This is a genomic window from Azospirillum terrae, from assembly GCF_053470425.1.
On record NZ_JBPXMR010000002.1, the window covers coordinates 436,527 to 451,273 of the forward strand.

Sequence of the window (14,747 nt, forward strand, 5' to 3'; positions counted from 1 at the left end):
CCTCCCGCACACCGCGCGAGGGCGCACCTCGACCGCCGAGGGGCGGGGAGGGCAGGACGGGGACCCGTGTCCGAACGGACTCCTGGCTATGTCGGGGGATGTCTACTCAAGAACCGTGCCGTTTGCCTTCAGCCCGCCAAAGCACCTCCACCCCATTCCCGTCCCCTTCCGCGCCCGGCGTGGTCACACCCCGAAAATGGCCGTTGAAAGGAGTTATTAACTATCCGAAAGATACGGTGACGACTGCCGGAAACGGCCGGACTCCCCGCTCGCGCACAATGGACTTCCAATGACGGCGCACGCCGACGATGACGATCTCTCCACCGACGGCTTGCCGCGCAAGAAGTTCAGCGGCAAGAAGCTGGTGCTGTTCGTCATCCTCCCGCTGGTGCTGCTGATCGGCGCGGGGGCGGGCATCTATTTCTCGGGCGTGCTCGACATGCTGTTGGGCAAGAAGCACGAGGAGCACGTCGAGGAAAAGCCGCCGGAGGTCGAAGGGCCGCCGGTGTTCTACGACCTGCCGGACATGCTGGTGAACCTCAACAGCAGCGGCAAGCGGCCTGCCTTCCTGAAGATCAAGATCTCCATCCAGGTGTCCAAGCGCGAGGACATCCCGGCCGTCGAGCACGTGCTGCCGCGCATCGTCGACAACTTCCAGGTCTACTTGCGCGAACTGCGCCTGGAAGACCTCAAGGGGTCGGCCGGCATGTACCGCCTGCGCCAGGAACTGCTGCTGCGCATCACTGCGGCGGCTTATCCGGTGAAGGTGAAGGACGTGCTGTTCCGCGAAATGCTGGTTCAGTGACGATGCGCGTCGGGGGCACACGATGAGCGACACGGACGAGCTGAGCGAAGAAGAACGCCTCGCCGCCGAATGGGCGGCCCTCGCCGAAGACAGCGGCGACATGGGCGGCGATGACGGCGGCGGTGGTGGCGGCGGTTCCACGCGCGTCCTCAATCAGGACGAAATCGACAGCCTGCTCGGCTTCGACCAGGGTGCCGGCGGCGACGGCGACAACTCCGGCATCATGGCGCTGGTCAACAGCGCGCTCGTCAACTACGAACGCCTGCCCATGCTGGAGGTGGTCTTCGACCGCCTCGTCCGCATGATGTCCACATCCTTGCGCAACTTCACTTCCGACAACGTCGAGGTCAGCCTCGACCAGATCTCGTCGGTGCGCTTCGGCGACTATTTGAACTCGATCCCGCTGCCGGCCATGCTCTCCGTCTTCAAGGCGGAGGAGTGGGACAACTACGGCCTGATGGTGGTGGATTCGGCGCTCATCTACTCCATCGTCGACGTGCTGCTGGGCGGCCGGCGCGGCACCGCGGCCATGCGCATCGAGGGCCGCCCCTACACGACCATCGAGCGCAATCTGGTCGAGCGCATGGTGCACGTCGTGCTGTCCGACCTGTCCGCCGCCTTCGACCCGCTGTCGCCCGTCACCTTCCGCTTCGACCGGCTGGAGACCAACCCGCGCTTCGCGACCATCGCCCGGCCGGCGAACGCGGCGGTGCTGGTCAAGCTGCGCATCGACATGGAGGACCGCGGCGGGCGCCTGGAGCTGATGATCCCCTACGCCACCCTCGAACCCGTCCGCGAGCTGCTGCTCCAGATGTTCATGGGTGAGAAGTTCGGCCGTGACTCCATCTGGGAAACCCACCTGGCGTCCGAGCTGCTGGTCACCGACGTCGATCTGGCGGCGGTGCTCGACGAGATCACCATGACGCTGCACGACGTGCTGAACTGGCGCGTCGGCTCGCGAATCCTGCTCAACGCCACGCCGGACGGCGCCATCGAGCTGCGCTGCGGCGACGTGTCCATGTTCCAGGGCCGCATGGGACGCAAGGGCGGCCACATCGCCGTGCGCCTCGAAAAGGAACTGCCCAAGCAGGAGGTCATGCGCCTATGAGCCCGACCGTCTCCCTGGTGATCGACCTGATCATGGTCGGCCTGCTGGTCGCCACCATCGCCTACGCCATCATCCTCAACCGGCAGATCGTCCGCCTGCGCGAGAGCCGCGGCGAGCTGGCCGAGCTGATCAAGGGCCTGAACGAGGCGATGACCAAGGCCGACGCCGGCGTGCGCGGCATGAAGGCGACCGCGCACAACACCGGCGAGGGCTTGCAGAAGACCATCGACAAGGCCGGGACGTTGCGCGACGAGTTGCAGTTCATGATCGAGGCCGGCAACACGCTGGCCGACCGCCTGTCCGGCTATTCCGACGAGCGCCCGAAGCCGTCGTCCAGGCCGGTGGCGCGGACGCCGGTCTTGCGCCCGGTGCACGACGAGATGGACGAGGAACACCTCGCTCCGCCGCCCGTGCGACGCACCCAGCCGTCCGCCGACGACCGTCCGCGCGAGGGTGAGGAGGGCTTGTCCCGCGCCGAACGCGAGTTGCTGCGCGCCATCGAGAACCGCCGGTAAGGGGGGAGTTCGGTCATGACCAACACCGCCGTGGCACCCGCCGTCAAACCCGCGCCGAAGCCCGCCCCCCGGCCGGCCGCGAAGGCGGCGCGCAAGTCCGCCAAGCCCAGGGGCGAGTCTCCCGCCGGGCGCTTTGCCGCGCGGATGAAGCGCGTGCGCTTCCGCGTGTTGCCGGTGATGATCTTCGTCGCCGTGCTGCTGCTGGGCGTCCGCGTCGGCGAGATGTGGCGGCTGGCGACCCGTGACGCCCGCATGCCCGACTTCCCGACCTCGCACGCCGAGGGCGCGCCGAAGCCTGCCCCGGCCCCGGCGAACGGTGCCAAACCGGCCGCTCCGGCGCCCGGTGCTCCGCCCGCGGCACCCGCCCCACAGCCCTCCCCGCAGCCAACCACTCAGGCATCGCTGCCGGCGCCGGGCGGGACCAGCAACGGCGTGGCGCCGGTCGATGGCGAGATGGCCCAGCACTTTGCCAACCGCCGCGCCGAGGTGGAGCGGCGCACCAAGGACGTGGAGCAGCGCGAGGCGCTGCTGGCCGCCGCCGAAAAGCGCATCGACCAGAAGCTCCAGGAACTGGACAAGGTGCGCACCGACATCCAGAAGCTGCTGCGCACCGGCGACGACAAGCAGAGCGCCCAGCTGGAAAGTCTGGTCAAGATCTACGAGACCATGAAGCCCAAGGAGGCGGCGCGCATCTTCGAGGAACTGGACATGCCCGTCCTCCTCGACGTGATCCAGCGCATGAAGGAGCAGAAGACCGCGCCGATCCTGGCCGCCATGGACCCGGTGAAGGCCAAGACGGTCACCTCCGCGCTGGTCGAGCGCCGCACCATGCCGGCGTTGCCGCAGTAAGAGGCACTGCGGGCTCGGTTAACCCCCTGTTAACCCAAGTATTTTAGGTTAAAACGGGCTCGGAGGGCCCGATTCGCTTCCTCTTTGCGCGCGCTCGCGCGGCCGGGTCCTGCCATGCCGAATGCTTCCTCGCCGGTGACGACCATTGTCCGCGACGTGCTGAACGGCACGGGCGACGGCGTGTCGGCGCACGACGCCAAGCTCTACCGCGAGCTGGAGGAACTGGCGCGCTACATCCACCGCGTCAAGAGCGAGGTGGCGGCGGTCCGCCCGGCCGACATCCGCGACGAGCACATCGCCACCGCCACCGACGAGCTGGATGCCGTGGTCGGCGCCACCGAGAAGGCGACCTTCGCCATCTTCGACGCCTGCGACGTGGTGGGCGCCGTGGCCGGCGCCGTGGACGCGGAGAACGCCGGCAAGCTCAACGACGCGGTCACCCGCATCTACGAGGCGTGCAATTTCCAGGACATCACCGGCCAGCGCATCACCAAGGTGGTCAAGGCGCTGAAGCACATCGAGGCCAAGGTGGACGCGCTGGTGGCCGCCCTGGGCGAGGAAACCTTCCGCGCCCCGGACCCGGCCCCGACGGCGGACGACGATCCCGACAAGGCGCTGCTGCACGGCCCACAGAGTGAGGCGCAGGCCACCAGCCAGGACGAGATCGACCGCCTGCTGGCGAGCTTCGACTGACATGGCCGACTGACATGGCCCTTCCCGGCAAACCGTCGCTTCCCACCAGCCACTCCGGCGGCAACGGCGCCATCGTGCTGCTGCTGTCGCTGTTCCTGCTGCTGCTGGTGTTCTTCATCGTGCTGAACGCGCAGTCGGTGCAGGCGATGTCGCGGGTCAAAGCGGCGCTGGGATCGCTGGAGCGCAGCTTCCACATCGACCCGCGCCTGCGCCATGGCGACGAGCCGGTCGTGTCGCGCGCCGGAACGGTGATCGCGGTGCAGCGGCTGGACGGCGTCGGCGATCTGTTCGCCACCGCCATCGCCGTCTCCAAGGTGACCAATGTGTCGCCCGGCCAGCTGATGGAGGTGCGCCTGGAGGCGGACGAGCTGTTCGAGCCCGGCACCGCGAGCGTGCGCCGCGACCGCCAGGGCCTGATCGACCGCGTCGCCGAGGCCCTGCGCGAAACCCGCGCCGGCGAGCGCATCGAACTGGACGCGCTGCTGGCGCTGTCGCCGACGACCCCCAGCCAGCCGCCCGGCCCCATCGAGCGGGCCGGCGCGCTGGTCCGCGCGCTGGTCGGCGACGGCGCCCCGGCCGAGGCGGTCACCGTCGGCATCGAGCGCGGCGAGCCGGGCACCGCGCGCCTGCTGTTCTCCATCCGCAGCGCCGAGGACCAGACGCGGGGGAGGCGGCGATGATCCGCGTGCCGAAGCCGCGTGCCCACGGCCGCCCCCACGACAGCGATGGGGCCGAAGCGCGCAAGACCATCTGGCTGATCAGCTTCACCGACCTGATGTCGCTGCTGCTGGCCTTCTTCGTGCTGATGTTCTCCATGGCCGAGCCGCAGGCGCAGCGCTGGGCCAAGATGGCGCAGGGCCTGTCGGCCCGCTCCACCGCGACGCGGCCGTCCGACGCGCAGCCGGTGCTGTCCACGGCCTTCAACGCCGCCACGCTGGAGGCGGAATCCTCCATCAACCTGGACTATCTCGGTGCGCTGCTGCACGGGCAGGTGGCCGACATGCCGGAACTGGCAGGCGTGCAGGTGACACGCGAGGACGACCGGGTGGTGATCGGGCTGTCCAGCGACGTGCTGTTCGAGAAGAACGCTCCGATGTTCTCACCGCGCGGGCGGCGGGTGCTGTATCTGCTGGGAGCGGTGGTCGGCCGCATCGGCAACCGCATCGAGGTGGTCGGCCACGCCGAGCGCGAGGACGTGCCGCCGGAGCTGGCCTGGGAACGCTCGCTCGGGCGCGCCGTGGCGGTGTCGATGGCGCTGCGCGAGCACGGCTACCGGCGCGAGCTGGTGGCGCGCACGTCGATGGGCCGGCTGCTGCGGACCGACACCGCGGGGCCGCGCGTCGATATCGTCGTGCGCGAGCAGAAGGAGTGAGGGCGATGGGCTTCGGCGCGAACCCATCAAGGCATGGGCATCGGCGGCATGGGCATCGGCGGATCGGCGGCCTCGCGGCCGTGGCCCTGCTGCTGGCCGCCGCGGGCGCGGCGGCGGCGCCCGTGCCGGTGCGCGGCGCATCGCACAAGGACTATGGCCGCCTCGTCTTCGACTGGCCGCAGAAGGTGGAGTTCACCGCCCGCGTTGAGGGAGAGCGCCTGATCGTCGGCTTCGACCAGTCCATCGAGGCGTCGGTGGACAAGGCGGTGGCGTCGCTGTCCGCCTACGTCTCCGCCGGCCGCATCGCCGCCGACGGCAAGACCGTCGAGTTCGACCTGAAGCGCCCGGTGTCGGTGCGCTCCTTCCGCAACGGCTACGGCGTGGCGCTCGACCTGATGCCGACCACCGGCGCGTCGGCTGTCACGACGCCGACCAGGACCGAGCCTGTCGCGGCCCCGAAGGCCGAGTCCCCCAAGGACGAGGCGCCGGCCAAATCCGCCGCCACCCCAACCTCGACACCGGCCACGCCCCCAAAGCCGGCGCAGGCCGCGTCCGCCGGGGTCAAGCTGCGTGCCGGGGACGATCCGGCGCACAGCCGCATGGTGTTCGAGTGGGCCGCGCCGGTGGACTACACGCTCCAGCGCGACGGGGCGTCGGTGACCTTGCTGTTCGACAAGGCGGCGCAGGCGGATCTGTCGCCCGCCACCAAGGCGAAGCTGCGCAACATCACCAATGTGGAGCAGTTCCGCGGTCCCAACGGCGGCCTCGCGGTGACCTTCGCCGCCCCGCCCGACGCCGACGTGCGCGAGTTCCGCAACGGCAGGTCGGTCATCGTCGATGTCCTGAACCCCGGCACCCGCAAGGCCGCGGCGCCCGCCGAGCCGCAAGCTCCCACGCCGGCTCCCACCAAGACGGCCCCCACCCAGACGGCCGCTGCCCCGCCGCCCGCCGCACAGCCTGCCCCCGCGCAGTCTCCCCCCGCGCAGCCTGCCAAGCCGGCGACCCCCCAGGTTCCGGCTCCGGCCCCCGCTGCCCAACTGGCCCCAGCCCCGGCCGCCCCCGCGATGCAACCGGTCACCGCGTCGCCGGCCAAGCCGGTGGAGCGGGAGAAAGGGCCGGCGCTGGTGTTCGACGCCGGCGGCCCGGCGGCGGCGGCGGTCTACCCGCGCGCCGGTTATCTGTACGTGGTCTTCGACAAGCCGTTGCCCATCGGCGCCGGCAGCGTCGTCGGTTCCGGCGCCGAGCAGGTCGGCGCGGTCGAGCCGGTGCCGGCCACCGGCGGCAGCGCCTTCCGCACGCGCATCGGCCCGTTCATCTGGCCGCAGGTCGAGCGGCAGGGCGCCGTCTGGCGCATCGTGCCGATGACCCGGCTGACCGCCCCGCCGGCCGAGGATCTGCGCATCGACACCGAACCCGACTTCCTGCTGGGCGCGCGCCTTGTCGTGCGGGCGCTGGACGCGGCGTCCGTCGTGCTGCTCAACGATCCCGAGGTGGGCGACCAGCTGCGCGTCGTGCCGCTGCCGCGCCCCGGACAGGCGGTCAACGAGCTGCACCGCTTCGCCGACCTGGAGGTTTTGCCCTCGTTCCAGGGCATCGCCGTGCGGCCGGTCGCCGATTCCATCACCGTGCGCCCGGTCAAGGAGGGTGTCGAGTTGACCTCGGCCGGCGGGCTGCACCTGTCGCCCACCGCCGACATGGGCAACCGCACCGCCGTCGCGGAGGCGTCGGGGCCCCTCACGCCGGCCCCGGCCCCGGCCACGGCACCGCCGCAGGGCGGCGCCTCGCCTGGTCTGGCGCCCCCGCCAGCGGCGCCGAATGCCCAGCCGCGCCTCAGCAACAAGCGCCTGTTCGACCTCGACGCGTGGCAGCGCGGCGGTGCCGAGAAGTACACCGACGCCCGTCAGGCGCTCCAGTTCGCCATCGTCGACGCGCCGGAGAGCGAGCGCCCGCGCGCCCAGCTCGACCTCGCCCGGTTCTACTTCGCCAACGGCATGGGGGCGGAGGCGCAGGGCATGCTGGACGTGCTGCAATCGACGCAGCCGGACCTGGAGGGCTGGGCCGAGTTCAAGGCGCTGCGCGGCGCCGCGCGCGTGCTGTACAACGACCTGGACGGCGCCGCCGACGATTTGAGCCACCCGGCGCTGGCCGACAACGCCGAGATCGGGCTGTGGCGCGCCACCGTCGCCGCCCAGCGCGGCGACTGGCCGGCGGCGGCGCGCGGCTTCAAGGCGGGAGCCGCCATCCTCTCCAAGTACCCCGAGCCGCTGCTGAGCAAGCTGGCGGCGCTGGCCGCCGAGGCGGCGTTGCAGACCGGCGACACCGCCGATGCCAAGCGCCTGCTCGACCGCATCGAGGCTCGCATCGGCCCCGAATCCGAAGAACGGCCGGACCTCCAGTACTTGCGCGGCGAGCTGGCCCGCCAGCAGGGCGACCCCGCCCGCGCCCAGGAGGCGTTGAGCAAATCGTACAACAGTCTCGACCGCTATCACCGCGCCAAGGCCGGCCTGGCGCTGATCAACCTGGAGCTGGCGGAGGGCAAAACCTCCCCCGCCGCGGCGGCCGAGCGGCTGGCCGGGCTGACCTTCATCTGGCGCGGCGACGACATGGAGATGGCGATCCGCCAGCGCCTGGGTGACACGCAGGTGGCCGCCGGGCAGTTCGCCCAGGGCTTCAACACCATGAAGGAAACCGCGGCGCTGATCGGCGACGGCCCGCGCGCCGAAAAGATCACCAAGGACATGGCCCGCGCCTTCGCCGACCTCTACAAGGATGGCGCTGCGCGGATGCCGACCATGGACGCGCTGAAGCTCTACGACCAGTTCCGCGAGCTGACGCCGGTCGGTCCGGCCGGCGACGAGATCATCCGTCAACTGGCCGAGCGGCTGATCCAGATCGACCTGCTCGACCGCGCCGCCGACCTGCTGCAATACCAGACCGAATACCGGCTGGCCGGGGCCGACAAGGCGTATGTCGGCACGCGCCTCGCCACCGTGCGCCTGCTCGACAACAAGCCGGCCGAGGCGCTGAAGGCGCTGGAGATCAGCAACGTGCCGGACATGCCGGCCGAACTGGCGGCCGAGCGCCGCCTGATGCAGGCCAAGGCGCTGGACCAGTTGGGCCGCGGCGACGACGCGCTGCAACTGCTGGCCCAGGACGACACCCGGGAATCGAACCTGCTGCGCATCGACATGGCGTGGCGGGCGCAGAACTGGGGCCACGCGGCGGTGGCGCTCGGCAAGGTGATCGGTCCGCCGCCGGCCGGCGGCCAGCCGCTGGAGCCGGAACGTTCGCAGCTCGTGCTCAACCGCGCGGTGGCGCTGGCATTGGGCGGCGACGGCACCGGACTGGCGCAGCTGCGCAAGGAATTTGGCGGCGCCATGGACAAGAGCCAGGACGCCGACGCCTTCCGGGTGCTGACCCGGCCGGAGCAGGCGACCGGCCTGATCGACGTCAACACCATCCGCTCGCGCGTTGCCGAAGTGGACGTCTTTCAGAAATTCCTCAAGAGTTACAAGGGGCGCCTGTCCGGGGCCAAGCCGAACAGCTGAGGCTTGGTAATTTTGTCTCCATGCCCGCAAACTTATGTTGCGGCGCATCTGTCGGAGGTACCGCCGCCGCCGCCGGAACTCGACGAAATCGCCAATTCTTCTTCCTTTTTTAAGGGGGCATAGGCATATACCTAAGGCGGGGGAAAGCCCCGCTATCTGCATCTGGATCGGGGCGACGTGCTCACTCTCCTGCCGTTCTTGGCCGAGCCTTCACCGGCTACGCTGCTTCTGGGCCTCGCTCTGCTGACCCTCGTGCACGAGGATGTGGCGATCGCCGCCGGTGCCGGCCTGATCACCACCGGAACCCTGCATCTGGGCGTGGCGGCTCTGGCCCTGCTGGGGGGGATCATCGCTGGGGACGTGCTGTTCTACCTTCTTGGCGCGCTGTCGCTGCGCAGCGACTGGATCAAGCGGCGCATGGAGGGGCCAGCGTTCCGGCGCTGCCGGGCCGCGCTCGAACGGAACCTGCTCACGGCGCTGCTGGCCTGCCGGGTGGTGCCGGGCATTCTGATGCCGACTTACTTCGCCTGCGGCGCCATGCGGGTGGGCTTCACGCGTTTTGCGCTGATCACGGTCGGGTCGGCGACGCTGTATTCGGGAGGGCTGCTGCTGCTGATGACCTCGACGCTGGAAGCATCCGTCGTGGAGTTGCAGGCGACCGGCGTGCTGCTGGTTGCCGCCGTCGTGCTGGCGCGCAGCGGCGCGTTGCGCAATTTTTCCGGTTTCCTGCGCACCCTGCTGGCGCCGCGCGCGGCCAGCGCCACGCCGGCCGTGCACCTGCCCGGCATGCCCGTGGTCGCGGCCGGGTCCGGCGCCATCGGCTTGGCGGAGCGCATTCCGCCGCTGCTGTTCTACATCCCGCTGGTCGTCCAGTGGTTCGCCCTGGCGATCAAGCACCGCAGCCTGACGCTGCCCACCGCCGCCAACCCGTCCATCGAGGCGGGCGGCCTGCTCGGCGAATCGAAGATCGCCTGCCTGGACATGATCCGCGGCCCGGCGCGCCGCTGGGTGGCGTCGTCGGTGCCGCTGGCCAACGACGGCCACTGGACGGCCGAAGCGTTGCGCGACCTCGTCGAAACCGCCGGGTTGAGCTTCCCGCTGGTGCTCAAGCCGGACATCGGCTGGCGCGGCTTCGGCGTCCGGCTGGTGACGGACGTGGATTCGCTGGTGGCCGACCTCGCCACCTTCCCGGCGGGCTGCTCGCTGATCCTCCAGGCCTACGTGCGGTATGCCGGTGAGGCTGGAATCTTCTACGTGCGGCGGCCGGGCGAGGAGCGCGGCTTCATCTTCTCCATGACCTTCCGCTATTTCCCGCACGTGGTCGGCGACGGCCGCTCGACGCTGGACGAGTTGATCGAGCGCGATCCGCGCGCGTCCTGGAAGGCGAAGCTGCACCGCGAGACGCTGGGCGAGCGTCTGCGGACGGTGCCGGCGGCCGGCGAGCTGGTGCGCCTGCACATGGTGGGATCGAGCCGGGTGGGCGGCCTGTACAAGGACGCGCAGGCCTACGCCACCCCGGCGCTGGCCCGCCGGTTCGACGAGATCGCCGATGCCATGCCGAATTTCCACTTCGGCCGCTTCGACGTGCGCTTCGCCTCGGCCGAGCGGCTGATGGAAGGCGAGGACATCCAGATCATCGAGGTCAACGGCGCTGGTGCCGAGGCCATCCACGTCTGGGACCCGGAGTTCCGGCTGGCCGACGTCTACGCCGACCTGTTCCGCCAGCAGGCTCTGATGTTCGAGGTCGGCGCGCTCAACCGCGCCCGCGGCTTCCGGCCGTTGAGCCTGCGCGAATTGGTGGGATTCCAGCAGCGCCAGCAGCGGCTCCTGTCGATCTATCCGGCCTCCAACTGAGGACGCATTTTCGTTGTAAGAGGTGTTTGCTCCGGCGGATGTGTTGCGCTATGGTGCGCCTCCGTTGCTGCTGGACCCGTAGCTCAGCTGGATAGAGCGCTGCCCTCCGAAGGCAGAGGCCACAGGTTCGAATCCTGTCGGGTCCGCCATCACCTCGGACCGTGTTGTTGATCGCAAAGGCTTTTTTCAGCCTCCGTTCGACGCCGTCCCATTTTCCACTCCGCAGATGAATGCCGATTTGGGCGTTGGTTCGAACCGGCGCGCAAGCCGCCGCAGAAGTTTGCTCATGCCGATTGCCGGATCATCCGGGCCGACACAGCTCTAGGGGGAGGCTTCCCCTCGCGGAGGTGCGCGCATGCTGGTCACGGCGGTCTATTGGCTTTTCATCCTGCTGACCGCGGTGGGCAAGCTGGTGGCCTTCGTGGCGCTGGTGGTGTTCGCCATCGCGCTGCCGCTCACCCGCATCCAGGTCGCCTGGGCAAGGCGCGCCGCCGACATCGGCCGCGTGCTGGCGACCAACCTCGCCGTGGCCGCCTTCGGTGTGGTGGGGGTGTTCATCCTGCTGGAAAACGCCCGGATCTTCCTCGCCGCACTCTGATCGTCTGTCTCCATTGCGAGACATTGTCTCCATGCGGAGACGATGAGGCGGCCATTCTGTCTCTAATAGGAGACAATTCCCCTTCGGTGTTTAAAAAAGTGGCGCATCCGCGGCGTTCCGCCGCATGGCATGGCCTTTGCAAAATTCATCGTGTCCTAACGAACGGCACACGGCTTCAGGCCATGGCACGCGTCACCATGAAGGCTCTTCTGCCCGTCTCCGCGCAGCGGCTTTGGCCGCTGGTGCGCTGGGATGGGCGATTGCTCGACTGGTACCCAGGCGCCGTCGCCCTGGACGTGGACGGGACGGCGAAGGGTGATCTCCGCCGTCTGCGGCTTCGGGAAGGGGCGGTGCTCGTGCATCGGCTCGACCACCTCAGCCGGATCGAGGATGCCTACACCTACTCGGTGCTCGACGGCCCTTATCCGGTCGCCGGCTACCTCGCGCAGATTCGCGTGCTGCCGCACGAGGATGGCCGCGCCACCCTGATCTGGACCGCGAATTTCCTGCCGGCCGGCATCGCCGAGGACGCGGCGGAGGACTTCATCCGCCGCCTCTATCAAGCCGGTTTCGACAGCCTCTACAGCCTCCTCGCCGACGGTGCCGGCGCGGAGAAGACATCCACAGCCAGGGCCGGGCTGCGACACGGCCCCAACACGCCTCAAATGGGGAGTTAACCGTCCATGAGTCTTCTGATCTGCGTAGGAGCGCTCGCGTTCCTGATGTTCGTGGCCTATCGAGGCTTCAGCGTCATCCTCTTCGCCCCCATCGCGGCGCTCGGCGCCGTTCTGCTCACCGACCCCTCGGCGGTGCCGCCGATCTTCACCGGCCTGTTCATGGACAAGATGGTCGGCTTCGTGAAGCTGTACTTCCCGGTGTTCCTGCTGGGCGCCGTGTTCGGCAAGGTCATCGAGCTGTCGGGCTTCTCCAAGTCCATCGTCTCGGCGGTCATCAAGATGGTCGGGCGTGAACGCGCCGTCATGTCCATCGTGCTGGTCTGCCTGCTGCTGACCTACGGCGGCGTGTCGCTGTTCGTCGTGGTGTTCGCGGTCTATCCCTTCGCGGCCGAGATGTTCCGCCAGGGCGATATCCCCAAGCGCCTGATCCCCGGCACCATCGCGCTGGGCGCCTTCACGGTGACCATGGATTCGCTGCCGGGCACCCCGCAGATCCAGAACATCATCCCGACCACCTTCTTCAAGACCGACGCCTTCGCCGCCCCGTGGCTGGGCACCATCGGCGCGATCTTCATCCTGGTCGTCGGCATCGCCTATCTGGAATGGCGCCTGAAGGCCGCCGCCGCGGCCGGCGAAGGCTATGGCGAGGGCCACACCAACGAACCGGAGGCCATCACCGCCGAGACCCTGCCCAGCCCGGTCATCGCCATCCTGCCGCTGGTCGTCGTCGGTGTGCTGAACAAGGTGTTCACCATGATGATCCCGGCGTTCTACGGGGCCAGCAATCAGGTGGCGCTGACGTCGGGCGCCAAGCCGCTGGTGACGCAGGTCTCCTCGATCGCCGGCATCTGGGCGGTGGAGGGCGCGCTGCTCGCCGGTGTGCTGACCGTGCTGGCCTTCGCGTGGAAGCCGGTGTCGCAGCGCTTCGCCGAGGGCACCAAGGCGGCTATCGGCGGCTCGCTGCTGGCGTCGATGAACACGGCGTCGGAGTACGGTTTCGGCGCGGTCATCGCGGCGCTGCCGGGCTTCCTGGTGATCGCCGACGTGCTGAAGGCCATCCCCAACCCGCTGGTCAACGAGGCCATCACCGTCACCACGCTGGCCGGCGTCACCGGTTCCGCGTCGGGCGGCATGAGCATCGCGCTGGCCGCCATGGCCGAGCAGTTCATCACGGCCGCCAACGCCTCCGGCATTCCGATGGAAGTGCTGCACCGCGTCGCCTCGATGGCGTCGGGCGGCATGGACACGCTGCCGCACAACGGCGCCGTCATCACGCTGCTGGGTGTCACCGGGCTGACGCACCGCCAGTCCTACGGCGACATCTTCGCCATCACCTGCATCAAGACCCTGGCGGTCTTCGTCGTGATCGCCGTGTACTACCTGACCGGGATTGTCTGACATGAAAAAAATCATCCCGTTGGCCGAGGTCGTCGAGAAGATTCCCGACGGTGCCTCGCTCCTGATCGGCGGCTTCATGGCCGCCGGCAGCCCGCTCCGCGTCATCGACGAGCTGATCCGCCAGGGCAAGAAGGACCTGACCGTCATCGGCAACGACACCGCCCGCCCCCACCAGGGCATCGGCAAGCTCGTGGTCGAGAAGCTGGTTCGCAAGGTCATCACCAGCCACATCGGCCTGAACCCCGAGACCCAGCGCCAGATGATCGCCGGCGAGCTGGAGGTCGAGCTGGTGCCGCAGGGCACGCTGGCCGAGCGCATCCGCGCCGCCGGCTTCGGCCTGGGCGGCGTGCTGACCCCGACCGGCGTCGGCACCACCGTCGAGGACGGCAAGCAGACCATCGAGGTGGACGGCAAGATCTTCCTGCTGGAAAAGCCGATCAGGGCCGACTTCGCGCTGATCAACGCCAAGCAGGCGGACTATTACGGCAACCTCGCCTACGCGCTGACCTCGCGCAATTTCAACCCGATCATGGCGATGGCGGCCGAAACTGTCATCGCCGAGGCTCAGGACATCGTGCCTCTGGGTGTCATTCCGCCGGACGCCGTCGTCACCCCGTCAGTCCTCGTGGACTACATCGTCGCCCAAGAGAAGCATTGAGGGGAGAAGCGCCATGGATGAGAAAACCCTGATCGCCAAGCGCGTCGCTCTCGAACTGAACGATGGTGACCTCGTCAACCTGGGCATCGGCCTGCCGACGCTGGTCGCGCGCTACGTCCCCTCGGACCGGCACGTGTTCTTCCAGTCCGAGAACGGCATCATCGGCATGTCCGGGCCGATCGCCGGGGCGGAGAACCAGGACCTGACCGACGCCGGTGGCGCGCCCATCAGCGCGTTGCCCGGTGCGGCGTCCTTCGACAGCGCCATGTCCTTCGGCCTGATCCGCGGCGGCCATCTGGCCGTGACGGTGCTGGGCGGATTGCAGGTGGACCAGGAAGGGCAGCTCGCCAACTGGATGGTGCCGGGCAAGATGGTGCCGGGCATGGGCGGTGCGATGGATCTGGTCACCGGCGCCAAGCGGGTGATCGTCGCCATGCAGCACGCCGCCAAGGGCGAGTCCAAGATCGTCAAGCGCTGCACGCTGCCGCTCACCTCGGTGCGCCGGGTCGACCTGATCGTCACCGATCTGGCGGTGATCGAGCCGACGGATCAGGGCTTGGTCCTCAAGGAGACCGCGCCCGGCGTCACCGTCGAGCAGGTGCTGGCCAACACCGCCTGCGAACTGATCGTGCCGGCCAACGTGCCGGCCATGCCGCTGTGAGCGGAGGAGGA

General features: G+C 69.0%; 14 protein-coding genes and 1 tRNA gene. All 15 read left to right on the plus strand.

Annotation, left to right across the window (positions count from 1 at the left end):
* The first annotated feature begins 289 nt into the window (after nucleotides 1-289).
* The 15 genes from ACSVDD_RS08540 (at nucleotide 290) to ACSVDD_RS08610 (ending at nucleotide 14,736) form a co-directional block, all read left to right on the plus strand.
* The gene (locus ACSVDD_RS08540) at nucleotides 290-805 is read left to right on the plus strand and encodes a flagellar basal body-associated FliL family protein (RefSeq protein ID WP_448188900.1); all 516 of its coding nucleotides are present in this window, start codon (nucleotides 290-292) and stop codon (nucleotides 803-805) included.
* A 22-nt stretch (nucleotides 806-827) separates the two neighbouring features.
* The gene (fliM, locus tag ACSVDD_RS08545) at nucleotides 828-1,913 is read left to right on the plus strand and encodes a flagellar motor switch protein FliM (RefSeq protein WP_448188901.1); all 1,086 of its coding nucleotides are present in this window, start codon (nucleotides 828-830) and stop codon (nucleotides 1,911-1,913) included.
* A complete protein-coding gene (locus ACSVDD_RS08550) occupies nucleotides 1,910-2,428 on the plus strand; it encodes a DUF6468 domain-containing protein (protein WP_448188902.1) in 519 nt (172 codons plus the stop codon). The genes fliM and ACSVDD_RS08550 overlap by 4 nt, the downstream gene beginning before the upstream one ends.
* Before the next feature lie 15 nt (nucleotides 2,429-2,443).
* On the plus strand, nucleotides 2,444-3,277 hold the full coding sequence (locus tag ACSVDD_RS08555; protein WP_448188903.1) for a MotE family protein: 834 nt from the start codon (nucleotides 2,444-2,446) through the stop codon (nucleotides 3,275-3,277).
* A gap of 114 nt (nucleotides 3,278-3,391) precedes the next feature.
* Entirely contained in the window at nucleotides 3,392-3,970 is a 579-nt protein-coding gene (locus tag ACSVDD_RS08560) for a protein phosphatase CheZ (protein ID WP_448188904.1), read from the plus strand.
* A gap of 14 nt (nucleotides 3,971-3,984) precedes the next feature.
* Nucleotides 3,985-4,650 carry a hypothetical protein gene (locus ACSVDD_RS08565; RefSeq protein ID WP_448188905.1) on the plus strand — a complete coding sequence of 222 codons (666 nt, stop codon included), beginning with the start codon at nucleotides 3,985-3,987 and terminating at the stop codon, nucleotides 4,648-4,650.
* Nucleotides 4,647-5,342: an OmpA/MotB family protein gene (locus tag ACSVDD_RS08570; RefSeq protein ID WP_448188906.1), complete on the plus strand. Its 696-nt coding sequence runs from the start codon at nucleotides 4,647-4,649 to the stop codon at nucleotides 5,340-5,342. Before ACSVDD_RS08565 ends, ACSVDD_RS08570 begins: the two co-directional genes overlap by 4 nt.
* 5 nt (nucleotides 5,343-5,347) lie before the next feature.
* Nucleotides 5,348-8,890, plus strand: a complete 3,543-nt coding sequence (locus ACSVDD_RS08575; protein WP_448188907.1) for a tetratricopeptide repeat protein — start codon at nucleotides 5,348-5,350, stop codon at nucleotides 8,888-8,890.
* A 177-nt stretch (nucleotides 8,891-9,067) separates the two neighbouring features.
* A complete protein-coding gene (locus ACSVDD_RS08580; protein WP_448188908.1) occupies nucleotides 9,068-10,744 on the plus strand; it encodes a DedA family protein in 1,677 nt (558 codons plus the stop codon).
* Between the two features lie 72 nt (nucleotides 10,745-10,816).
* Nucleotides 10,817-10,893, plus strand: a tRNA-Arg gene (locus ACSVDD_RS08585).
* Nucleotides 10,894-11,099: 206 nt separating this feature from the next.
* Entirely contained in the window at nucleotides 11,100-11,342 is a 243-nt protein-coding gene (locus ACSVDD_RS08590) for a hypothetical protein (RefSeq protein WP_448188909.1), read from the plus strand.
* Between the two features lie 182 nt (nucleotides 11,343-11,524).
* A complete protein-coding gene (locus tag ACSVDD_RS08595) occupies nucleotides 11,525-12,019 on the plus strand; it encodes an SRPBCC family protein (RefSeq protein ID WP_448188910.1) in 495 nt (164 codons plus the stop codon).
* Between the two features lie 6 nt (nucleotides 12,020-12,025).
* Nucleotides 12,026-13,417: a GntP family permease gene (locus tag ACSVDD_RS08600; protein ID WP_448188911.1), complete on the plus strand. Its 1,392-nt coding sequence runs from the start codon at nucleotides 12,026-12,028 to the stop codon at nucleotides 13,415-13,417.
* Nucleotide 13,418: 1 nt separating this feature from the next.
* Nucleotides 13,419-14,075, plus strand: coding sequence for a CoA transferase subunit A (locus ACSVDD_RS08605; protein WP_448188912.1), 657 nt, complete (start codon nucleotides 13,419-13,421; stop codon nucleotides 14,073-14,075).
* A 13-nt stretch (nucleotides 14,076-14,088) separates the two neighbouring features.
* Nucleotides 14,089-14,736, plus strand: a complete 648-nt coding sequence (locus ACSVDD_RS08610) for a 3-oxoacid CoA-transferase subunit B (protein WP_448188913.1) — start codon at nucleotides 14,089-14,091, stop codon at nucleotides 14,734-14,736.
* The last annotated feature ends 11 nt before the right edge of the window (nucleotides 14,737-14,747 follow it).